Below are 23,174 nucleotides of genomic sequence, written 5' to 3'. Positions count from 1 at the left end.
CCCGCAAATATACTATTATCCCTTTTCGCGTCGGTATTGCAACACATCCCCACTTGGGATCAGTGGTCTTCCGGTAACATCTCCGTTAAACCAGTAAATCCAGGCTTCTGTTGATTGGCCGTTGACTGATTGAACATTGGCCATCTCCCTTTTATACAAGGCGGGTTCACCTTCCTCCGGAGCCACTCCCTCATAATCATCCAGCTGGGCGATAGCCCAATCCCAATCTGCTTCCGGCTTTAACCGGTATAATTCTCCCAGTATCCAGCGGTCCTCAGTTGTAGGAATAGCTGCGGGATATTCTCCCATATCGTATAATACACCTCTCACTTTTCCATCCGCAACAAAATCAAAATGCTGGCTGATATAGGAATAAGCCGGGTGATGAAAACCTCTTCGCAGGGATCCGTAGACAAACAATAACATGGATAACAGGTTTATGAATTATCAACAAGAAAAAGATAGACTTCCTTCGGACCATGAACCCCCACAACCAATGTTTTCTCTATATCTGCAGTACGACTTGGGCCGCTGGCAAAGCTGATAAATGAGGGCAGACTGGTTCCATATTTTTCTTTCAAAAGCCGAAGTCCGTCTTTGATATCGTAGACTAACTGACTGGTTGTAGCAATACATATATGCACCGGAGCATATACGCTGGAAGTACGGCCACTGGCCTGTGCACTGCTTAGTACAATTGTACCGGTTCTGGCTACCAGGCATTCACAACCGGTAATTGCAGCATCACAATTCTTTAATGCTTCAGGAGATTGATCTTCCAGCAAAACTGAACGAACCGCTTCTTCGGTTATACCTGACCGAAAATCTTCTTCCCTACAGTAAATTTTCTGGAAATTTTTCTGTTTGGCAAGCAGAGCCAATTGTAATTGCAACTCCTGATCATTCAGACAAAAAACAAACTTGCCCTGTAATTTCCCGAACTGCTCAGCAAATAAAAGATCCAGGTCATCAGGTGCAGGTTGAAAAACAGAATGATTGCCTTCACTCGAAGGAAATGGAAGAGGCGTTGATTCACTCAACGCCTTCCGTATTTTTTTTAAAATTGATTCTTTGGATGCAGCCGCTTTCATGACTATCAGGCAATACTCGGTGACTCGTCCACTTCCAGTGTCTTCTTCTCTTCGTACGGACGCTTTCCGATCAGTTGCTCCACATCACTCTGGAAGAGCACTTCTTTATCCAACAGTTTTTCTGCAAGTATCTCCACCTGCTGCTTCTTCTCGGCAAGAAGTTTCTTCGTCCGGTCATAAGCCAAATCTATCAGCTTTCTTACTTCCTCGTCAATGAGTTTGGAAGTTTCTTCTGAATATGGCTTGGTGAAAGAATTTTCATTCTGAGGGTCATAGAAACTTACATTCCCCACTTTCTCATTCATTCCATAGACAGTAACCATGGAATAAGCAATCCGGGTGATCTGCTGCAGGTCATTTTGAGCACCGGTGGAAATTTTATTGAAGAAAATATCTTCAGCCGCCCTTCCGCCCAATGTCATACAGATCTGATCCAGTAACTGATCGGTATTATAGAGATACTGTTCTTTCGGTGTATACTGTGCATATCCCAGCGCTGCTGTACCCCTCGGCACAATGGTTACTTTTAACAGCGGATACGCATGTTCCAGGTACCAGCCACAGATAGCGTGGCCTGCTTCATGATATGCAATGATCTTTTTCTCTTCGGGGGAGATAATCTTGTTTTTCTTTTCCAATCCTCCGATAACACGATCCACCGCATCCTGGAAATCACTCATGTCCACAGCTTCCTTGCCTTTACGGGCAGCGATCAGTGCGGCTTCGTTACAGATGTTGGCGATGTCCGCACCTGCGAATCCAGGAGTTTGCTCAGCCAGTTTATGAATATCCACCTGCTCTGAAACTTTGATCGGTTTCAGGTGTACTTTAAAAATCGCTTCGCGACCTTTTACATCCGGCTTGTCAATGGTTATCTGACGATCAAATCGGCCCGGACGCAACAACGCGGTGTCCAGAACATCCGGACGGTTGGTTGCCGCCAGTACAATGATCCCGCTTTCTCCACTGAATCCATCCATTTCAACCAGCAACTGGTTCAGGGTACTTTCTCTTTCATCATTGCTCATGATGGCATTTTTACCACGTGCGCGACCAATTGCATCAATCTCATCAATGAAAATGATACAGGGCGCTTTTTCACGGGCCTGCTTGAACAGGTCGCGTACCCGGCTGGCACCCACACCCACAAACATTTCGACGAAATCGGAACCACTCAGGCTGAAGAAAGGCACCTGTGCCTCACCTGCCATGGCTTTGGCAAGCAGGGTTTTACCGGTTCCCGGAGGACCTACCAGCAATGCACCCTTAGGTATCTTTCCACCCAGGTTGGTATATTTTTTTGGATTCTTCAGGAAGTCAACGATCTCCATTACTTCCACTTTAGCTTCATCGAGACCGGCAACATCGTTGAATGTTATGTTTACTTTGGTGCCTTTATCAAACAGCTGGGCCTTGGATTTTCCAATATTGAAAATACCACCCGGACCAGCACCGCCTCCGGCGCCACCGCCCATTTTCCGCATCAGAAGTACCCAGATGAGCACGATTATGAAAATCGGCAATACGAACTGGAAGATAGGTGCCAACCAATCGCCCTCTGTTTCATCAAGTCGCGGCACTTCATTCACCTGCGGGTTTTTGGTATAAAAATCTCGCAGGTCGTCGGTAAAGATTTCCGGTTTGGCAATGGTAAATTCAAATTGAGGGGCTTTATCACTCAAGGTTGCATTAAAACCTTTGGGTAATTTATCCTTATAAAATGGCTTGTTCAGGCTATCGCGTTTAATATAAACACGAACCAGGTTCTTGTTACTGATCAGCTCAATTTTGGCAACATCACCTTTTGTCAGCATTTCCTTAAACACATCAAAGTTGATTCGCTTGGCATCCGGGGTAAAGGAACTGAACAGGTTAAATCCAAGCAGGATTACCGCCAGCGCGCCCCACACCCAGTAAATATTAAAACGGGGTCCCCGGCGCGGATCATTTCCACCTCCATCCATTCTCGGCCTCATCCGGTTAAATCCTCCCCTGTCGTTTGATTTCAGATCTTCTTGTGACATATGTTAGATAACTATAAATATTTAATGCTTATGTGCCGTCTTTGTTCAAATGAAGTGGTTAAACTTATGACTCGTAATTGGTCATAGGTGCATCGCTCCACATTTCTTCCAGTTTGTAAAAGCGGCGGGTTTCAGGTTGCATAACATGCACCACCACATTTACATAATCGATTAAAATCCATTGGGCTGATTGCTGACCTTCATGCCGGTAGGGCGCTTCGCCCAGGGTTTCTTTTACTGATTGTTCAACGGAATCGGCAATGGCTTTTACCTGTGTATTGGTGCTGGCCTCACATATCACAAAGAAATCGGCAACAGCTTCATGAATCTTTCTGAGATCCAGGGAAACAATGTTTTCTCCCTTCTTATCCTGGATAGCCTTTATAATGGTGGTCAGGATTTTGGAATTTTTGGTAAGGCGAGTCACACTACTGCGTTGACGTGAAGCTAAAGCTGACAATGGTTCCAATAATCTATTCTTTTAGTGAACTAAAAACTGAAAATACTACATTCGTCCCGATCAAAAGTACTAATCTTTTGCGCAATCCTATGCCTCATTATCCTATAGGACATAAGCTTACGATTCTGGACTCCGTAGATAGCTCCAACAACTATGCCATGGGCCAGGTTCAGTCACAGAAGGCAGAACATGGATCCGCTTATTTTGCATTGGAACAAACAGCAGGAAAAGGACAAAGAGGCAAGCAATGGCAAAGTGAGCCAGCCACCAATATCATGGTAAGTATAGTGTTGGAAACCAGTCAGCTGGCGAGTTCGGACCTGTTTTACCTGAGTATGGCAATGGCGCTGGGAGCCCACGACTGGCTGGCTAAGCATGCCGGAGAGGAGACCCGGGTTAAGTGGCCGAATGATCTTTTCTGGCGTGACAGAAAGGCAGGCGGTATCCTGATCGAAAACAAATGGTCCGGTTCAGATTGGCAGTTTGCCGTAGTAGGACTTGGTATCAATGTGAACCAGGTAGTATTTGAAGAAACGGGTCGGAAACCGGTTTCGCTTCGGCAAATAACCGGAAAAACCTATGACCTGATGCAGGAAACCCGTAAACTCTTTGAAAACCTGGAGTTCCGATGGCAGCAGTTGCGAGATGGGAAGAGATCAATATTGCATAAGGATTACCAGGCGCATCTGTTTGGAAAAGGAAAAATCTGCCGCTTTCGTAAGAATACTATTGTTTTTGAAAGCCTGGTGCTTGGTGTGGATTCAAACGGAGAACTCCTGACCAGGGATCAAACCGACCGCCGATTCCGGGTTGGAGAGATAGAGTGGATATAATCAGGTTAGATTTTCTGACTGGGCAAAATTGGGTATGAAAGAATACTTGTCCTCCAGGAAAGGATCCTGCTCTGCTTCGCGGGCCTCCACTTCAAAGCGATTCATATAATAGCCTTTTCTAACGGATTCCACCAGGTATAGAAACAGAAAACGAATCCAGCCATATTGCCGGAACTGCCGGATATGCGCCAATTCATGCCGAAGCCACCGTTTGTTTCTCAGAAATTCCTGGGGCTGCGTGTTATAAAGATGAATGGTTGTGCCCAGCACCATAGCCATTTTATCAGCTTTCATCCTTTTGGCCGCCAGTTTTGCCCAAAAGGAATCTTCCTTAATATGAAAGGTGTCAGCCATATGTAACCACGATGTTAACACATTGTGCCTATATCTGGCTGACACCGATCGAAAATTATTTTAGCGTAATATCAGCCCACTGCCAGGCTTTTTGGAAACGGGATTGCGCTTCCCTTGCTGCAGCCGTTTTCCCCTGGCCGGTCAGCGCTTTTTGAAGGCCATGTAACGCCCATCCATTTTCCGGGAAGGTTTCCAGGTCTTCCCGATACACTTTCTCAGCTGCCTCAAACTGGCCGGATTTTATCAACCAGCTCCCTAATCGTAAACGATTGGAAAAAAACCAGTCGGGTGGTTCATTGTAATTCAACTGATCTTCCAGTTTAACAGCCTCCCTGAATTGTGTTATGGCCAGCTCCACTTTTCCCAGCCGGGCGTTCAATTCACCTTTCAGAATGAGAACCGCCATATCTACCAGTTGCTGGGCTGAATTTAAATCCCAGATCATGTAATTTTTCAGGGTTCCTTCAGCGGAAATTTTTTCCAGGGCATTTAGTTCCAGGCCTGCATTTTTATAGTCCGATTTACCTGCAAATGCCAATCCTCTTGCGTAATGCCAGATGGCCCTGGGATATTTCAATGATTCACCGGGCATGGGTAACCGAAGAATATCCTCCCATTTTTCAAGCTGGGCCAGCACATAGTAGGGGATGCTGTAGAAATGCTGAACAGTAATGCTCTCCGCCAGGTATTTTTTATCTGCCTGCCTTGATACAGCCCATGCTGCATCGATTGCTTTTTTAGAGCTTCCTTCGAGGAAAGCGCAGGCCGCCAGAAAATGAATGTTATGCGGATATAACATCATCGGATAAAAACCTTCTGCCCGACACTGACTGATATAAGCACTGTCAGAAGCAGCTGCAGCCTCATTAACCAGTACACCTTGGTGATAATGACCAGTACGGATATAGGTGTGAGAGGGCATATGAACAAGGTGGCCATTCCCTTTCGCAAGCTCGCCAAGCCGATTTGCATATGGCAACGCTCTCTCCGCCTGCCTGGACGCCTCAGTAAGATGTATGTAATAATGAATGGCACCCGGATGCTCCGGCCATTTTTTCAAAACAGACTCAATGGTTGAAAGGGTATATTCCGTCCATGGCTGGGCTGTGCCATCTTTTAACCAGAAATTCCAGGGATGTTCATTCATTAAGGCATCGATATAGAGCACTGCTATTTCTGCGTTGGCCGGATTCGTTTCATACATTTTTTTCATTGCCGCAGAATAGGCCTCGTTATAGGGTGTCAGGTCGTCCACCTTGTTTTCAGGAAACCGCAGATCAAGTGCTTCAATAAGACCTTTTTCTGTAAGAGTTGCAGTTGCTATCCTCGCTTTTGCATTTTCAATAGCTGCATTAATATCTTTCAGCAAGGCAGGATTCAGGGCAGCATTATAATTTGGGCCCAGAACCATTGCCATTCCCCAATAAGGCATAGGAGCGGTTGGATCCAGACGGATAGCCGTTTTGAAGGAACGTCCGGCCTCACCGTGATTGAAGGCATACAACTGACTTAATCCCTGATCAAAATAAAACTGAGCTGAATCCACTTTAGTGGTGACAGGAAAATGAACCAATTTAAACGCTTTTATTAGCGGGCCATGCTCATCACTTAGCTTAGCGAGGTCAAGCACCGGCGCACAATAAATGCTGGAGGAGGTTACTAGATTGTTGTCTGAAGCAACCGGACTTTTATTTATCAGAAAAAGGAAAAGCCCCATTGCCAATGGCAATAGCAATAAATTTTTCATGTCAAAATGGTTTAATGGTTAATTAGAAAATGACATGCAAGATATTGCCGCTAACCAGCCCTTACGCTTCTTAAAGGTACAACTGGTTTATGTAATATGTCAACAGGAACGAAATCCGGACAAATGGTATATTCCCGGGATGCTTCTATCCTTACTTTATAGCGTCCAGGATTTCTTCCGCATGCTGTTTGCTTTTGGGTTTCAGGAACACTTTCTCGATGATCCCTTTTTCATTGATCAGAAAAGTGGTTCTGTGCAGTCCCATGTATTTACGGCCATATAATTGTTTCTCCCCCCAAACTCCATACTTTTCAATGATGGCATGTTTTGTATCTGCTATCAAAGGAAATGGCAATTGATGGCGCTCTTCGAATTTTTTGTGACTGCTCACTTCATCCGGTGATACCCCGATCACCTGGATTCCATTTGCCTGGAGCAGGCTGTAATTATCACGCAGATTGCAGGCTTGCACCGTACAGGTTGGTGTCATATCCTGCGGATAAAAATAAAGTGCTACTTTTTTACCTTTAAAATCAGAAAGCTTTACTGTTTTCCCATTCTGATCTTTTCCACTAAATACCGGCGCCTTAACGCCCGCCTCCAACTTATTCATAGAGTATTTCTTTGTCTCCCTTGTTTCCTTTGTCTCCCTTGTCTCCTTTTCCTTACCTCCTTATCCTCCACTTCTCTTCCCTTTCATTACCCGCTTCATCAACTGCTACAATTCTTAATTCATGTTCACCGGGAGGACAGTGTTCATCAAACACATAAATAAAATTTTTCCCTTTGTCATTTGTAAAACGGATCCATTTCCCATCCAGTTCCGTTCTCAGCACTTTCCATTTTCCAAAATTGTCCGTAACGGTAAAAACAACACGCGATGCCGCCGAAAGGTTGGCTCCATCTTTGAATCCGACAGGGATAATTTCAGGTGCCGTGGTATCAAGAACTAATTGAAAGGATCCAAATTCACGGAATCCGGCAAGCGCCCAATCTTCTTCCCAGCTAACTTTCTGAACCTCCTTGCGGGTGCCGGTAATCCGTTGCATGATTACTTTCGATTTATGAAAATCTGTAAGAGATTCGGTCAACCGGATCCGCACCATCATGGCATCCTGCAGGGGGATGGAAGGAGTTCCAATCGTATGAACGGAAGAAACCACACCCGCTCCCATTGCCGGTTGTTTTCTGTGCACCAGGCTGACAGAATCATAGAGGGTTCTTTCCCCAATGATAAACTCACATTCCTCCGACTCGAAGATATCCACCATCATCGGGTAAAAGCGTTTACCCGGTAATGCCAGTCTGGGTGCTTGTACTCCATTGAATTTTACCGGCACTTTAACCTTGCTTGCATTTCCATAGGCATCTTTTACCACGATTGACAATTCATGCACCAGCCCATCTGATAAATCCACTACTCCGTCGCCATTGAATCTCGTATAAATCGAATTGATATAACCCGGTAATTCACTCAGGTGTTGCAGATAAGAGCCTCCACCCTGTTTGGTTTTATAATCGATATGCGCGTTCAGGTAACGGGTGGCATCATAGCTGATCTGATCCATCCGGAATCCGACTACCGGTTGCTCTTCATCAAACAAAACCGCTTCAAAAACACCATTAAGGTTGGAAGAACCGGAATGCGTATCATAGGTTGTAAGCGCCAGGCTTACTTTGGGTGTGCTCACTGTTTGTACGGCCGTACTGTATTCCCCACTTCCTTTGTTAACAACAGGTACAAGCCTGGGCGATTGTTCGTATACGGATTTGGTTCTATCGTAGATGGCTACCCGAAGAATGGTAGGTTTGGTCTGGTCTGCTAATGGAAAACCAAACAGCATCGGATTCAGATTGACCTCATCAGAAGTTCGTCTGATTTCAAAATGAAGGTGTGGTGCCTGTGAACCTCCGGTATTACCGCTGTTTGCCAGAAACTGACCTTTTTTTACAGGAAACCTTTCGGCAGGAACCTCATCGTTCAGATACCAGGATTCCTTCTTGTATTGCAAGTCTTTCACCCATTTTTCCAGTTCCGGGAAAAAATCATTCAGGTGACAATAAACTGTTGTAAGTCCATTTGGATGATTCACATAGATGGCTCTTCCGAATCCGCCAGGTTCCACTTTGATCCGACTGATATAGCCCTCCGCCGAAGCAAACACTTTCAGGTTTTCACGGCGTTCCGTTTTAAGGTCAAGCCCCATGTGATAATGATTGGGACGGAGCTCACCGAAATTTCCACTCAGGCTGATCGGGATGGAAAGTGGATTACTGAAATAACCTTTTGGATAATCCGGACTGGGCGGAAACTGGGCCCGGACCAAACTGCTAAGAAAAAGGGCCATCAGGGTAAGTCGAATCATCGGCTTTTTTTTGTTGAAGCCGCAAAGATAAGCAGGGAAGGGGGGAATGGAGGAGGGAGGAATGGAACGTAGAAATTTTTTAGTTGTTTAAACAACTTGTTAAATTAAAATAAATGATCGGTTTAGGTATGGCTTTTGCAAACATGGAACAGCGTTTGTTGTTATACAAGTGTCTAAACAATGAGGCTTGGCTTGCAGCAATTTTATAAAGGTTAAATAGAATGGTATGAAAAGATTCCAACAAAAAGCAGTAGTGATGGTGGTAATGGTAGTGGGATCCCTGATCGGGGCTTTTAAAGGTCAGGAGGCCCGCCAGAAATGGATGTTCAGAATCCTGAGCAAGCAGGAAGAAAAGCAATCCCGTGCGATCCGTAAAGCGGAAGTACGCAAAGGGAAGGTTTTGCTGGATGACATCGAAATGGCGGCATATCACAATAGTTAATGCACCTCTTCCGCATAAAGCAGGCCTTCACCCCGGTGAGGGCCTTTTTTTATGCCTCCCTTTCCACCCGACCAGTGCCACCGGTCAGATGGCACCGGTCGGGTGAAAATTAATCAGGGAATATTGCTTCCCGGACCGTACTTTTGCGCAATTTATTTTTCCGCAACCATGCCAAAAGACAATTCCATCAAATCTGTTCTGATCATCGGTTCAGGACCCATTATCATCGGACAAGCCTGCGAATTCGATTATTCCGGAACCCAGGCTGCACGTAGTTTACGCGAAGAAGGGATTAAGGTAATTCTGATCAACAGCAATCCAGCTACGATCATGACCGATCCCATGATGGCCGACCGTGTGTATCTTCTCCCTCTGACAGTAGAAAGTATTGAACAGATCCTGGAAGAAAACCAGATTGATGCAGTATTGCCTACCATGGGCGGACAAACGGCGCTCAACCTGGCCAAGGAAGCAGAGGACCTGGGAATTTGGGAAAAATATGGCGTGAGGTTGATCGGTGTAGACATCAAAGCAATCGATAAAGCCGAAGACCGCGAAAAATTCCGCCAGTGGATGATTCAACTCGGAGTGCCGGTAGCAACTGCAAAAACAGCCAACAGTTTCCTGGAAGGAAAGGAGTTTGCCCAGCAGATCGGTTTCCCCCTGGTAATTCGTCCCTCCTTCACCCTGGGTGGAACCGGCGGTGGATTCGTGCATGACAAAGAAGACCTGGATGAAGCCCTGAATCGCGGATTGCAAGCCTCCCCCATTCACGAAGTACTGGTTGAACAGGCTGTACTCGGTTGGAAAGAATTTGAGCTTGAACTGCTCAGGGATGCCAATGACAATGTGGTGATCATCTGTACTGTGGAGAACTTTGATCCCATGGGTGTGCATACCGGGGATTCCATCACGGTGGCTCCTGCGATGACACTCTCCGATACAGCCTTCCAGTTGATGCGCAATACCGCCATCAATATGATGCGTGACCTGGGTAATTTTGCCGGAGGTTGTAACGTTCAGTTCGCACTGAACCCAGCCACGGAAGAGATTATCGCTATTGAGATCAACCCCCGCGTAAGTCGTTCCTCCGCTCTTGCCTCAAAAGCAACCGGATACCCCATCGCAAAAATTGCCGCTAAACTGGCCATCGGGTATACACTGGATGAATTGGAAAACCAAATCACGAAAAGTACTTCCGCATACTTCGAGCCCGCATTGGATTATGTAATCGTGAAAATTCCCCGCTGGAATTTCGACAAATTCAAAGGGGCCAATGATACACTTGGATTGCAGATGAAGAGTGTGGGTGAAGTGATGGGTATCGGCCGGAGCTTTACGGAAGCCGTACAGAAAGCCTGCCAGAGCCTGGAAAATAATGCAGTCGGACTCGGCTACTATGGCAAGAGTCAGATGCATGCGGAAGAGTTAATTGAATATATTAAAACACCGAAATGGGATCGCATTTTCCGTATCAAAGATGCCCTGATGCTCGGTGTTAGTATCAACACCATCTCAAAAGCTACGAATGGTATTGATCGCTGGTTCCTTTATGAGATCCAGAAGATTGTTAACCTGGAAAAAGAAATCGCCAAATACAAACTGGCCACTCTTCCCATTGAGCTGCTTCGCGAAGCAAAACTCCATGGATTCAGCGACGAACAAATCTGCCGCATCATGCAGGATGGTCATGAAGATGATCTCTATACAAAACGTAAAGAAGCCGGTATCCGAAGGGTCTATAAAATGGTAGATACCTGTTCCGCGGAGTTTGAAGCAAAAACACCTTATTTCTATTCCACTTTTGAAGAAGGTGGCGAAAACGAAAGCAAGGTTACCGATAAGAAAAAGATTGTGGTACTCGGTTCTGGTCCCAATAGAATTGGACAGGGTATCGAATTTGATTACTGCTGTGTACACGGGTTACTGGCTATAAAGGAATCCGGTTACGAGGCCATCATGGTAAATTGTAACCCGGAAACCGTTTCAACTGATTTCGATATCGCAGACAAATTGTATTTCGAACCTGTTTTCTGGGAACATCTCTGGGAAATCATCGAACATGAGCAGCCCGAAGGCGTAATCGTTCAATTAGGCGGACAAACGGCACTCAAACTTGCACAAAGGTTGAATGAAAAAGGAATCCGCATCATTGGGACCTCTTTTGATAATATGGATATCGCTGAAGACCGCGGCCGCTTCAGCGATATGCTGAAAGAACTGGGTATTCCTTATCCTGATTATGGTACAGCATACGATGTGGATGAAGCAGTGGAAGTGGCCAATCGCGTTGGCTATCCTGTGCTGGTGCGACCCTCTTATGTATTGGGCGGACAAAGAATGCGGATCGTAATCAACGACGAAGAAGTGGAAAAGGCAGTAGTTAGTCTGCTGAAACATATCCCCGGTAACAAGATACTGATTGACCATTTCCTGGATCGCTGCCAGGAAGCGGAAGTGGATGCCATCTTTGATGGTGAGAATTTCCATGTAATGGGTGTAATGGAACATATTGAACCGGCAGGCATCCATTCGGGAGACTCCAATGCAGTGCTGCCAGCTTTCAACCTGACCCCGCTGGAGGTGACCACCATGGAATATTATTCGGAGAAAATTGCAAGAGCTTTAAATATCAAGGGACTGATCAATATTCAGTTCGCCATTAAGGATGGAAAAGTTTACGTGATTGAAGCGAACCCACGTGCTTCCCGTACTACCCCATTCATCGCGAAAGCATATCAGATTCCTTACCTGAATATTGCTACGAAAGTGATGATAGGTGTGAACAAACTCACTGATTTCAAATTCGAGAAAAAACTGAAAGGATTTGCAATCAAGGAGCCCGTGTTCAGTTTCAACAAGTTTCCTGGCGTGAATAAAGAACTCGGTCCGGAAATGAAAAGTACTGGTGAAGCCATCCGCTTTGTAAAAGACCTCCGCGATCCTTATTTCCGGCAGTTGTACAAAGACCGCTCGATGTACCTCAGCAAATAAGATCCTTTACTCAATTTGTACAATCCCCTGCGTCAACCCGGCCCAGGGGATTTTTCATTCCTTCATCCCCCGGTCGGGTGCCACCCGACCGGTGAAGGGAAACTGCAATCTTGGCAGTAAGTTTAAAACCGGAACGATGTTTGAACATTGTATGTGCAATTAATAACACCAAACACACATTATGCATTACCTCGAACAGCTGAACTGGCGTTATGCCACCAAGCGATACAATGGAGAACCCGTACCGGAAACAAAGCTTCAAAACATACTGGAAGCTATAAAATTGGCACCCAGTTCACTCGGACTTCAACCTTTTGAAGTGCTGGTAATTGAGGATCCTGAGCTAAGAGAAAAGCTCGCACCCGCAGCCTACAACCAGCCTGCTATTACAGAAAGCGGCGCCCTGCTGGTTTTCACAGTCTGGAAGAACATTACTAATGACCAGGTGGACGCCTATATTGATCAAATGGCCCGGATTCGGCAGGTTCCCGTCGAATCACTTGACGGATTTAAAAACATGATCCTCGCCAATACGGAAGGTAAATCAGCTGCGGACCTATTTCAGTGGAACGCCCGTCAGGCCTATATCGCGCTAGGATATGCCACAGCGGCAGCCGCTCTAGAAAAAATTGACAGTACACCGATGGAAGGTTTTAATCCCGAAAAAGTAAATGAAATCCTGGGGCTGGATGAAAATGGCACCAGTGCCGTACTCCTCCTGGCGCTCGGTTTCCGGGATGAGGAAAAAGATCCTCTTGCCAAACTTCCCAAAGTAAGACGTGAAGTAAGTTTGAGGGAACTGTCATTCAACATGAACTAAACAGACAAGCAATCAGGGTTAAAAAACCCTTGCAGGGAAACCAGACGGGCACTAGTTTTCAGGGAGATCAACAGCTATGCAAAAAGATGCAGCTCCCTGGATGGCAGCCCCCTTTATCCGCCTGGTTTTACCCTTTATTGGTGGTATCGGGTTGGGAGACAATTTGCTGCCCCGCTGTATAGAGTTAAGTTCAGCGGCATCCATCGTTTTGCTCTTGAGCTGTTTTCTATTTCACCAACTCATGCAAAATCAGTTGCAGGCATTCAACCGTTTATTTGGTTGTTGCCTGCAATTTTTTTTAGTATCCCTGGGTTGGACCAGCCTGCTCCTTCATGATATCCGGCACTCCCCCAACTGGATCGGCCATCAGTTGAATCAGCAAATCCTGATAATGGCTGAACCAGAGGCGCTTCCCTCATTAGGAGCCAAATCCGCCCGATTTACCATGCAGGTTAAATCAGTAATTACCAAAGACGGAATCAACCAGCAACGTAAAGGTCGTTTCCTGTTATACCTTCCAAAGGATCAATCCGGATACCTGCAACCTGGTACAACTTATCTCCTCCCTGCCGACCGGTTAAAAACCCTGATACCCAACCGAAATCCGGGAAGTTTTGATTTCGCACTCTACAACCGGAAAAAAAACATCTTTCACCAGTTATACCTCGACAGTAGCCAGCTTGTTGAATTTCCAGCTACCTATGAAAACCGGTATCGCAAATGGTTAACGAGCGCACAACAAATAGCACTTGAAGCCATGGATTCCTCGATTCAGGTTCCACATAACCAACTGGCAAAAGCTCTGCTGATCGGTTACCGGGAAGAAGTGGACAGGGAACTGCTGGATACCTATTCGCAAACCGGGGTAGTACACGTTATAGCGGTATCTGGCATGCACCTGGGACTCATTTTCCTAATCCTTCAGCGAATCCTCGTATTCCCGGAAAGCAGATTTCCCTTCACCAAATGGATAAAATTCCTCCTGGTGGTTGCATTTACCTGGTTTTTTGCGGCAGTGGCAGGGAGTGCCGGATCCATCATCCGTGCAGCTTCCATGTTTAGTTTCATACTCTTTGCCAAACTTCTCCGCAAACCGGTGAGTTCCTTTCAATCCATTTCCCTCACTGCTTTTATACTCCTGCTGATAGACCCCAATTGGCTTTGGGATGCCGGATTTTTGTTCTCCTTTGCAGCCCTCCTGAGCATTGTGCTGTATCAAAAAAGTTGGGTAACCCTGGTATCGGTTCAGAACCCCTTCATGAAAGCTGTCTGGGAATTAAGTGCCGTAACGATCGCTGCCCAAATCCTGACCATTCCAATTTGCATCCTGTTATTTCACCAGCTTCCAGTCTATTTCCTACCTGCCAACCTAATGGCTGTACCCTTATCCAGCATGGCCCTTATTGGTACCCTGGCCATCTGGATGATAGCAGCCATTGGATTAACATTCCCCCTCCTGGGTACCTTTACGGGTTATCTGATTCATTGGATGAATCTTGGAATTGAGCAGATCAGTCGCTTACCAGGCGCACTGATCCCTGATATCAACTGGACCTCTAGCCAGGTTATGCTCGCTTATTTTTTACTGGTCGTGCTGACAGGCTGGTTAAAATTCCGCAAGCCACGATTATTCATATTCTCCCTGATACTGCTCACAGGATTTCTAACACTCAGGCTTAGCCAGAAATGGAACCAGGCGAAACAGGAACTTTTACTGCTCCATCATCTGCCAGGCAAGTCAATCCTGACTATTATCAGCGGAACAACAGCTCATTTTTACCTGAACCGATTCTCACCCCCAACGCATAAAACGCTGGATGATACCCGCAGACATTTTGGTATTAATACAAGTCAGTACGCTACTGCCAGTATAATAAACTTTGAAAACCAGCTACTCGCCCTGCCGCGAAACAATAGAGAATTGGTACAATACCTTGAGCTGGACCCCGATTATCTCCTGCTTAACAGGCAGATCAGTTCCATACAGGCTCTTTTGAATAGACCCGCAAAAAGAACGTTCCTGTTAATAGACGGATCAGTTCCCGAATCGCGGGCAGCCCAATGGCATTCAGCACTCTCAAGGGCCGGCTACCGGGTCCATTCAACCTGGCAGGAAGGTGCGTTTTGTCAATCCCTTTCAACCATTCCTCCCAATCCCATACCGGAAAAATGAATTCGAAACCGTAGCTTTGCGCCTTCTGTCGAAGTTTTGCTTGCCCATCTTTTAACTGATAATTCCTTGGTATGAACAAGAAGATCCAGTCTGCATTGATTTCCGTTTTTTACAAAGACGGTTTAGAGCCCCTAGTACAACTCCTGCACGAACAGGGAGTAACGATTTATTCAACCGGTGGCACCCAGCAATTCATTGAAAAACTGAATCTTCCCTGTGTTCCTGTGGAATCTGTTACTTCTTATCCTTCCATTTTAGGCGGACGGGTAAAAACCCTTCACCCTAAAGTATTCGGAGGTATTCTGGGCAGAAGAGCCAATGAGCAGGATCTGAGCGAAATGAAAGAATTTGAAATTCCGGAACTGGACCTCGTTATTGTAGATCTCTATCCCTTTGAAGAAACCGTAGCCAATACAAGTGATGAGCAGGCCATTATTGAAAAAATTGATGTCGGTGGTCCGTCTATGATCCGCGCGGCTGCGAAAAATCACAAGGATGTTGTGGTGATCGCTTCCAAACAGGATTACAGCTTATTGGAAAACATGTTAAGAGATCAGAACGGCAGTACCACACTCGAACAACGCAAACATTTTGCGGCAAAAGCATTTGAAGTGTGCGCGCATTATGATGTGGCTATCTCACAATACTTCACACCTAAACAGGATAATTATTTCCTGGCTTCCATACCTTCACCAAAAATCATGCGCTATGGTGAAAACCCGCATCAGCAGGGTATTTTCTATGGCCAACTGGATACACTTTTTACCCAGCTCAATGGTAAAGAACTCTCCTATAACAACCTGGTTGACGTAGATGCCGCAGTACAACTGATCCGTGAGTTTGATTCTAACGTTAATGTACAACCGGAGTATACGTTTGCCATCATCAAACATACCAATGTATGTGGTATCGCTGCAAGAGCATCTGTTAAGCAGGCATGGGATGCAGCACTGGCAGGAGACCCGGAAAGCGCTTTTGGCGGTGTACTTGTATGCAATGGTACGATCGACAGTTCTACTGCAAATGCCATCAATGAAATTTTCTTTGAAGTTTTAATTGCTCCACAATTTGAACCTGCTGCTTTAGATATACTGAAATCCAAGAAAAACAGAATTCTCCTGCAGCAAAAAAAATCCGTGAGCGGTTCCCACCAATACAAATCCATGCTGAACGGAGTACTGGTTCAACAGCATGATGAAGGCAATTATGAAAAATGGGAAGAAGCCGGTGGTCGCACTACTACCGACGCTGAAAGAGCGGATCTTGAATTTGCCAACCTCGTTTGCAAACACCTGAAGAGCAATGCAATTGCCCTTGTGAAAAACAAGCAACTGATTGGTAAAGGATGCGGCCAAACCAGCCGGATTGATGCGCTGCGTCAGGCTATTGAAAAATCAAAACAATTTGCTTTCGATTTGAAAGGTGCAGTGCTGGCAAGTGATGCATTTTTTCCGTTCAACGATTGCGTTCAGATGGGTCATGAAGCCGGTATAGAGGCATTCATTCAGCCGGGTGGATCCATCCGTGATAAAGACTCTGTAGAGTATTGCCAGCAACACCAGCTCGCACTGGTGATGACAGGCATGCGTCATTTCAAACATTAAACGAAAAGCGAGGACTGTTTGGCAAAGCTGCTGGCCTCCATGAATCCACTAAGCCTTCACAAAAGAGGGACACATGCCAAAGCATTATTAGCGCTGGCTGCCGTTAGCTTTTTATGGGGTACTACCTGGGTTGGCTCCAAAGCAGGTGTAAAATACATGCCTGCACTACAACTAGCCAGCATTCGTCAAATGCTTGGGGGTGCCCTGTACATCGGATTCTTTATGGCCAAGGGCCGCGCTTTCCCCAGGGGGAAAGAATGGTGGCCCATCCTGACTTTGAGTTTTCTAAATTTCTTCCTCAGCAACAGTTTCTCCACCTGGGGAGTTAAATACATTTCCAGCGGGTTAGGCGCCATCATCGGAGCAGTATTCCCACTCTGGCTGGTTGTTATTGCGCTGATCGCGGGTAACTCGAAGCTGACGACCAAATCGATCATTGGTTTCCTGCTTGGATTTGCAGGCATCTGCATCATCTTTTATGATCACCTGGCAGATTTTTTAAACCCTGAATTCAGGTTTGGCATTTTTCTATCGGTAATGGGTACACTAAGCTGGGCCTTCGCAACACTTTATACAAAAAAACAGGTACTGGGTTTCAATCCTTATTTCTCCATCGGTTTGCAGATGATGATTTCAGGTATCGCCCTGTTTGGTGTAACCCGCATCACGGGCGAACATATTCCTATAACCGAAATACCGATGCCCTCCTGGATAGCGATCCTTTATCTCGCGGTAGCAGGTTCTGTCCTGGCGTTTATGGCTTATCTATACGCTTTACAGCACCTGCCTACAGAGCAGGTTTCTATTTACGCATATATCAATCCGATAGTTGCCCTTTTACTTGGCACCTGGTTGTTTGATGAAAAACTCAACGCCTATATTCTGATTGGCGGAGTAGTTGCATTGATTGGAGTATACCTGGTAAACGAAGCCTTCCGGAAAAAACAAATTGTCTCCGATCAACCAACCGCATCCCAATAAGCGTCCTCTTTCATAAAGATTTCGTACAGGTCGCGCCAGCCGGCATATTTTGGATCGGATCCCAAATAGTTATTATGCCAGATCGTAATGAAAATTCCCTGTACCTTTTTTACCGCCACATAATACTTCATGAGCTCAGTATATGCCTGCTGTGGAGTCAGCTTTTGCTCAAAAAATGCATTGACCTCCATAAAACAGAAGGGATACAAACGAAGTGCTGTTGCTGAATTGGTCTCAAGGTTAAACCAGTAGAAGGAGGATGCAACGGAAGCCCTGAAACCATTGATTGTTCCATAACCCATGGAATAATCTTTTTGTATTCCTGAGTCCAGCAGGCGTTGGTAACCACCGGGCAATGTGAACTTGATAAAATGCTGGCGACTTTTTTCAATTGGTATGTCGGAAACCGCCTCCAGCCATTCTTTCTCCTCCCGCAAAATGGTGTTGCCATCTTCCACACTGCTCTGCCAGGAAGGATGTAAACCGATTTTGTAAACGGATGCATAATAATTGATCAAGTCCTGGAAAGGCTTATATGAAGTTGAAATATTCTTGTCCAGTCCCACCTGTTTTTGCGCCACCAGGAAAAAATAAATTGGTTTAACCCGGCAATACAAATGAAGGGCATCGAGCCATTCATAGGCATCAAAAGGATCTTTCATCTTTCCTCTTAAAACCTTCCAACGTTCAATTGCTTGTTTAACATCTCCATGTAAAAAAGAACGTGCTGTACCTCCGATATTGCGCAGCCATCCTTTACCCTGATAGCTATACAGCATATCGATGTCGTAGGTGGGAACAAAACGATAACTTCTGCGTTTAAAAACGGCCGTCGGAAAGATGGCTGATAGTTCTTCTCGCCAGGCCATCAGCCATTCATTGATCAATGGGCGATCCAGGAATCCTTCCCTGAATGCAAGTGAAGCCTTATGAGAAAATCGGCCGAATTCATCTTTTTCATGCGGCAGGTATTCTTCATATCGTGAGAGCAAATAAAAGATAGCAGCAAAAAGATCAAAACTCAAGCCGGCTTGTTGCCTGTAAAAGAAAACCGGCAGATTTTTCCATCGTCCCATCTTTATATCCTGCACTGCAATGCCCGTTTCCCGAAGCAACGAATGTGGGCGAATCGTATGATATACGCCTTCAAAATCCTGCTCACTGTAATTGATCCGAACTCCTTCAAAATGCAGAAAGGTATTCATGTCCTGGCAGATCACAGCCCTTTCCATCAGCATTTCCTCACTGATAAAATCCAGCACATAGGCGAGTCGGGGGGAAGGGTCAGGGCAATATACCAGCATATTAGTTAGCGGGGTGTTTATCGCGCCAGAGCTGGTTGAAGGATTTCTCCGGGAAATGCAGATCAGCCCTGTGTGTATTCCATCCCTTCACCATCTTGTTAACAACCCAGTCTTTCATTCCTGCTTTACCTTTATTCATCCATTTCCGTTGCAGCATGGCAATTTTCCATCCTTTCCAGGCTATGCGTTCTACAAAAGGACTATACCCTTCCCGAACTGCTTCCGCCCTGTTTTCCAGTAGCAGTTCATGCAGATTAATCTTTACAGAACAAACTTCCGTGCAATTGCCACAAAGAGAGGATGCATGGCTCAGGTGTTTCCATTCATTCAGGTCGCGCAAATGTGGTGTGATCACACTTCCAATGGGACCACTATAGGTGGTGCTATAGGTATGTCCACCAACATTTTTATAAACCGGGCAGGCATTCAGACAGGCACCGCAACGAATGCAATACAAACTCTCCCTGGTTTTGGGATTGGCAAGCAGGTTGGTTCGACCATTATCCAGCAGAATAACGATCATTTCCTTCGGACCATCGGTTTCGCCTGGTTGCCTCGGACCACTGATGATACTATTATAAACGGTCAGCCACTGACCGGTTCCATAGGTTGCGAGCAATGGCCAGAATAGTCCCAGATCCTGCATAGAGGGGATCATTTTTTCAATTCCCACTACCACAATATGGGTGGAAGGCCAGGCGCAACTCAGGCGGGCATTCCCTTCGTTTTCCGTAACCGCCACGCCTCCAATATCACTGATCAGAAAATTCGCACCGGTTACACCCACTTCGGCCTGTATGTATTTTTCTCTCAGTCTTGCTCTTGCTTCAAGCGTCAATTGTTCCGGATTCAGCTTTGGATCGGTTCCCAGTTTTTCGGCAAATAATTTGGCTACATCCTCCTTGCTTTTATGCATGGCCGGAGTAACGATATGATAGGGAGATTCGCCGTCCAGTTGCTGGATATATTCTCCAAGGTCGGTCTCAACACTTTCGATATGATGTTTCTCCAGGAACTCGTTTAACCGTATCTCTTCCGTAACCATGCTCTTGCTTTTGACAAGGGTTTTACAGCCCTTATCCCGGCAGATTTCAAGAATGGCTTCTCTGGCCTGGTCAGCAGTTTCCGCCCAAATCACTTTTCCACCCCGGGCAGTAAAATTGGCCTCAAAATTTTCGAGTTGCTGATCCAGGGTTTCGATAGCCCTCCATTTGATATTCTTGGCTCTTTCGCGAGCCAGTTCCAGATCACTGAATTGCTGTTTACCCAGGGGCACAACGGAATTGTACCGTCCGATATTAAAATTGATTTTACGGCGGTGGTCAAGATCCGCCGCCTTAATCGTGCTTTTAGCCAGGAAACCTGATTTATAGTCTGTACTCATCCTGCCTGGTTTTTACCGTGATACTGATGATAATAAGCATCCAGCCCCTCATAATATTCCTGCCCGTATTTGCGAATCAGGGCCTCTTTGAGGAACTGATAAACCGGAACTTTCAGTTTCTTTCCCAGTACACAGGCCGGTGCGCACAGGACTTCCCGTGGTTCATAATTAAGCATATCATACTCTTTGCCGGATTTGATCCGGATCGGGAAAAGGTGGCAACTGATGGGCTTTTTCCAACTAATCCTGCCATCATTATAAGCCTGTTCAAATGCACATTTCAAAATGCCTTTTTCGTCGTGGTACCCATAGGCGCAGATGCCACCATTAACAGCTGGGGTAACCCACCCGAATTCTTTATCATACTGGTAACGGCCAACCCGCTCAATTTCACGTAATCCATCCAGTGCGAGGTATGGCTTTACGGTTTCAAATACCTCATTAATGATATCTAATTCATCTGTTTCAAGCGGTGCACCGGTATCCCCATCCTCGCAACAGCCCCCTTTACATTTGTTGAGATCGCATACAAACTGTTCTTCCAACACCTCATCACTAACCAGGGTATGTTCTATAACGATCATGCAGTGTATTTTGACAAAGTTAATTCTTCGAAAAATTAATAGTACCTTTTTTTAATAAATCAGCCAACATGAAACCGGTACTGCTATTACTGTCAATGCTATTGCAGACAATACTGCTGGCACAAACACCGCCTGCCAGCAAAACCAACAGTTTTGTTCCAGTAGCAGCCAACCGTATTGATCAGCTTATTCAACAATATGTCGATAATCAATGGATTGCAGGTGCTACTGCCATTGTCATGAAAGAGGGTCAAATTGTATACCATAAAGCATTTGGCAGCAGTAATATCTCAACCAAAGAGAAAATGCGGACCGATCACATCTTCCGGATTGCATCTCAAACCAAGGCAATAACCAGTACGGCCGTGATGATTTTACTCGAAGAGGGCAAGCTGTTACTGGATGAGCCGGTTGAAAAATACATTCCGGCTTTCTCCAAAGTTGCCGTCCTGGATAAATTTAATAATGCAGATTCCAGTTTTACTACCAAACCGGTTAAAGGGAAGATTACGATCCGGCACCTGCTTACCCATACTTCCGGTATTGGATATGCGCAAATTGGATCAGAAACCTATAATGCAATGGCAGCCAAAGCGGGTGTATTTGGTCAGATTGGTGTGCCTTTTCATTCGCTGGAGGAACAGGTAAATAAGATTGCAGCCATTCCACTTGAACATCAGCCGGGAGAAAAATGGACGTATGGTTTGAATACAGATGTGTTGGGCAGGCTCGTTGAAGTGGTAAGCAAACAATCTCTGGCAGATTTTTTTCGTACCCGGATCTTTGAACCCCTGGGCATGAAAGATACCTGGTTCTATCTTCCATCCGATAAACAAAAACGATTAGTGGCATTACATGGTGAAGACTCACTTAAAAAAGTTACCACCATGAAAGAGGAACTGGATGTCAATGGCACCAGCCTGCTTGTCAATTACCCGAATGTACAGGGCAAATTATATTCAGGTGGAGGCGGACTGGTATCTACCGCTTATGATTATGCGCTTTTTATGCAGATGATGCTGAATAAGGGAAGCCTGAACGGGAAACGAATTCTGAGTCCGAATTCCGTAAAGCTAATGACCACCAACCAGATTGGGCATCTAAAATCTGGTTATAATTCATTCGGACTTGGTTTCGGAATTACTTCGTCGAAGGAGTCATTAAAGCTGGGAGTATCCGAAGGCAGCTTCGACTGGGGTGGCGCATTCAGTTCATCTTACTGGATTGATCCGGAACAAAAAATAGTTGCACAGTTATTTATCAACCAGTGGCCAAATAGTCATGGTGAGATTCATGAAAAATTCAAAGTATTGGTCTATAGTGCACTTGATTAATTTTTCCAGCGAAGGGTATTGATCAGATGTTTCAGGTCTTCTCTGAGAAAATTATTGATGGGCCGAAGTGAATCCTCATTAGGAGCCGCATCAAAATACAGAGCTCCCCGCAGGAAATGACGGCTGCTGTCAGTAAGCAAAAATTGGTTTGCAGTTGCCGTATTTCCGCCAATGCGAAAATAAATGCCATTTATTCCACCCTGCGATACAAAGGCACTGTCTTCAATTGAACTTGCCTTATAAGAATGCTTATAGGATAGCGTGTACGAATCATTCAGCAATTTATCGAATGTGTTAACTCCGAAAGAATCAACATATGCTCCTGATTTGTTTTGTACTTTGTATCTCGCTTTTCCTCCTATCTGGTTATAGCTGATATAAATTCTTCCATTTAAAGACGGAATATCAATGTTGATCCAATACGGATTTTCAGGCTGCTCATCAAAATAGGTACTATCCTGAATAATAGTTGCATATTTCGGGTACTCGAAACTGTATGGGAAACCAGGTTTTTCAAAAACCTGGTATTCATGTTCCGGGAGGGCGATTTTAAAATATCCCCGGGGCTTGGGTGTAAAAGGACTGTTGCAGGCAGCGATCAGTTGAAAACCAATCAGTACCAGCATTGTTGAAAGATAGGCAATAGTCTTACCGGAGAAGCGCTTGAATAAAATCATAC

At 45.5% G+C, this 23,174-nt stretch carries 20 protein-coding genes; 8 read left to right on the top strand and 12 right to left on the bottom strand.

Features of this window, described 5'->3' with window-relative positions; translation table 11 throughout:
* Nucleotides 1-15: 15 nt before the first annotated feature.
* The 4 genes from L0U88_RS14860 to rsfS form a co-directional block, all read right to left on the bottom strand.
* Nucleotides 16-426, bottom strand: coding sequence for a gamma-glutamylcyclotransferase family protein (locus L0U88_RS14860; RefSeq protein ID WP_234866864.1), 411 nt, complete (start codon nt 424-426; stop codon nt 16-18).
* Nucleotides 427-437: 11 nt separating this feature from the next.
* Nucleotides 438-1,091, bottom strand: coding sequence for a LutC/YkgG family protein (locus tag L0U88_RS14855; RefSeq protein ID WP_234866863.1), 654 nt, complete (start codon nt 1,089-1,091; stop codon nt 438-440).
* A 5-nt stretch (nt 1,092-1,096) separates the two neighbouring features.
* Nucleotides 1,097-3,115 (bottom strand): ATP-dependent zinc metalloprotease FtsH, encoded by a 2,019-nt coding sequence (gene ftsH / locus L0U88_RS14850; protein ID WP_234866862.1) that lies wholly within the window; start codon nt 3,113-3,115, stop codon nt 1,097-1,099.
* Nucleotides 3,116-3,179: 64 nt separating this feature from the next.
* Nucleotides 3,180-3,542, bottom strand: a complete 363-nt coding sequence (gene rsfS / locus L0U88_RS14845; RefSeq protein WP_234866861.1) for a ribosome silencing factor — start codon at nt 3,540-3,542, stop codon at nt 3,180-3,182.
* 122 nt (nt 3,543-3,664) lie between these two features.
* Between rsfS and L0U88_RS14840 the strand changes: the two genes are divergently transcribed.
* Nucleotides 3,665-4,408, top strand: coding sequence for a biotin--[acetyl-CoA-carboxylase] ligase (locus tag L0U88_RS14840; RefSeq protein ID WP_234866860.1), 744 nt, complete (start codon nt 3,665-3,667; stop codon nt 4,406-4,408).
* Here the strand turns inward: L0U88_RS14840 and L0U88_RS14835 are convergent, their stop codons facing one another.
* From L0U88_RS14835 to L0U88_RS14820, 4 genes are all read right to left on the bottom strand, one after another.
* Entirely contained in the window at nt 4,409-4,762 is a 354-nt protein-coding gene (locus tag L0U88_RS14835) for a DUF4157 domain-containing protein (RefSeq protein WP_234866859.1), read from the bottom strand. It abuts the gene before it with no gap.
* Between the two features lie 55 nt (nt 4,763-4,817).
* Nucleotides 4,818-6,509: a tetratricopeptide repeat protein gene (locus L0U88_RS14830; RefSeq protein ID WP_234866858.1), complete on the bottom strand. Its 1,692-nt coding sequence runs from the start codon at nt 6,507-6,509 to the stop codon at nt 4,818-4,820.
* A 151-nt stretch (nt 6,510-6,660) separates the two neighbouring features.
* Nucleotides 6,661-7,122, bottom strand: a complete 462-nt coding sequence (gene bcp, locus L0U88_RS14825) for a thioredoxin-dependent thiol peroxidase (RefSeq protein ID WP_234866857.1) — start codon at nt 7,120-7,122, stop codon at nt 6,661-6,663.
* Nucleotides 7,123-7,174: 52 nt separating this feature from the next.
* Nucleotides 7,175-8,875, bottom strand: coding sequence for a peptidoglycan DD-metalloendopeptidase family protein (locus L0U88_RS14820; RefSeq protein WP_234866856.1), 1,701 nt, complete (start codon nt 8,873-8,875; stop codon nt 7,175-7,177).
* Nucleotides 8,876-9,101: 226 nt separating this feature from the next.
* Between L0U88_RS14820 and L0U88_RS14815 the strand changes: the two genes are divergently transcribed.
* The 6 genes from L0U88_RS14815 to L0U88_RS14790 all read left to right on the top strand — a co-directional run bounded on the left by L0U88_RS14815 (nt 9,102) and on the right by L0U88_RS14790 (nt 17,889).
* Nucleotides 9,102-9,317 carry a hypothetical protein gene (locus tag L0U88_RS14815; RefSeq protein ID WP_234866855.1) on the top strand — a complete coding sequence of 72 codons (216 nt, stop codon included), beginning with the start codon at nt 9,102-9,104 and terminating at the stop codon, nt 9,315-9,317.
* Between the two features lie 168 nt (nt 9,318-9,485).
* Nucleotides 9,486-12,311, top strand: coding sequence for a carbamoyl-phosphate synthase large subunit (gene carB / locus L0U88_RS14810; RefSeq protein WP_234866854.1), 2,826 nt, complete (start codon nt 9,486-9,488; stop codon nt 12,309-12,311).
* Nucleotides 12,312-12,492: 181 nt separating this feature from the next.
* Nucleotides 12,493-13,131 carry an NAD(P)H-dependent oxidoreductase gene (locus L0U88_RS14805; RefSeq protein ID WP_234866853.1) on the top strand — a complete coding sequence of 213 codons (639 nt, stop codon included), beginning with the start codon at nt 12,493-12,495 and terminating at the stop codon, nt 13,129-13,131.
* 76 nt (nt 13,132-13,207) lie between these two features.
* Nucleotides 13,208-15,304 carry a ComEC/Rec2 family competence protein gene (locus L0U88_RS14800; protein ID WP_234866852.1) on the top strand — a complete coding sequence of 699 codons (2,097 nt, stop codon included), beginning with the start codon at nt 13,208-13,210 and terminating at the stop codon, nt 15,302-15,304.
* A gap of 71 nt (nt 15,305-15,375) precedes the next feature.
* Entirely contained in the window at nt 15,376-16,908 is a 1,533-nt protein-coding gene (purH, locus tag L0U88_RS14795; protein ID WP_234866851.1) for a bifunctional phosphoribosylaminoimidazolecarboxamide formyltransferase/IMP cyclohydrolase, read from the top strand.
* Nucleotides 16,909-16,926: 18 nt separating this feature from the next.
* Entirely contained in the window at nt 16,927-17,889 is a 963-nt protein-coding gene (locus L0U88_RS14790) for a DMT family transporter (RefSeq protein ID WP_234866850.1), read from the top strand.
* Here the strand turns inward: L0U88_RS14790 and L0U88_RS14785 are convergent.
* Genes L0U88_RS14785 through L0U88_RS14775 form a run of 3 tightly spaced genes read right to left on the bottom strand, consistent with a single transcriptional unit; the run spans nt 17,868 to nt 21,161 of the window.
* Nucleotides 17,868-19,193: a DUF7033 domain-containing protein gene (locus tag L0U88_RS14785; RefSeq protein WP_234866849.1), complete on the bottom strand. Its 1,326-nt coding sequence runs from the start codon at nt 19,191-19,193 to the stop codon at nt 17,868-17,870. The genes L0U88_RS14790 and L0U88_RS14785 overlap by 22 nt on opposite strands.
* A 1-nt stretch (nt 19,194) precedes the next feature.
* Nucleotides 19,195-20,577, bottom strand: a complete 1,383-nt coding sequence (locus tag L0U88_RS14780) for a lactate utilization protein B (RefSeq protein ID WP_234866848.1) — start codon at nt 20,575-20,577, stop codon at nt 19,195-19,197.
* Entirely contained in the window at nt 20,574-21,161 is a 588-nt protein-coding gene (locus L0U88_RS14775; RefSeq protein ID WP_234866847.1) for a DUF3109 family protein, read from the bottom strand. Before L0U88_RS14775 ends, L0U88_RS14780 begins: the two co-directional genes overlap by 4 nt.
* Before the next feature lie 68 nt (nt 21,162-21,229).
* Here L0U88_RS14775 and L0U88_RS14770 point away from each other — a divergent pair, with 68 nt between their 5' ends.
* Nucleotides 21,230-22,495, top strand: coding sequence for a serine hydrolase domain-containing protein (locus L0U88_RS14770; protein ID WP_234866846.1), 1,266 nt, complete (start codon nt 21,230-21,232; stop codon nt 22,493-22,495).
* Here the strand turns inward: L0U88_RS14770 and gldD are convergent.
* The gene (gene gldD / locus L0U88_RS14765; RefSeq protein WP_234866845.1) at nt 22,492-23,172 is read right to left on the bottom strand and encodes a gliding motility lipoprotein GldD; all 681 of its coding nucleotides are present in this window, start codon (nt 23,170-23,172) and stop codon (nt 22,492-22,494) included. The genes L0U88_RS14770 and gldD overlap by 4 nt on opposite strands.
* Between the last annotated feature and the right edge of the window lie 2 nt (nt 23,173-23,174).

The organism is Flavihumibacter fluminis, from assembly GCF_021491375.1.
GTDB classification, from domain to species: Bacteria; Bacteroidota; Bacteroidia; order Chitinophagales; family Chitinophagaceae; genus Flavihumibacter; species Flavihumibacter fluminis.
This window is presented reverse-complemented; position numbering and strand designations above follow the sequence as displayed.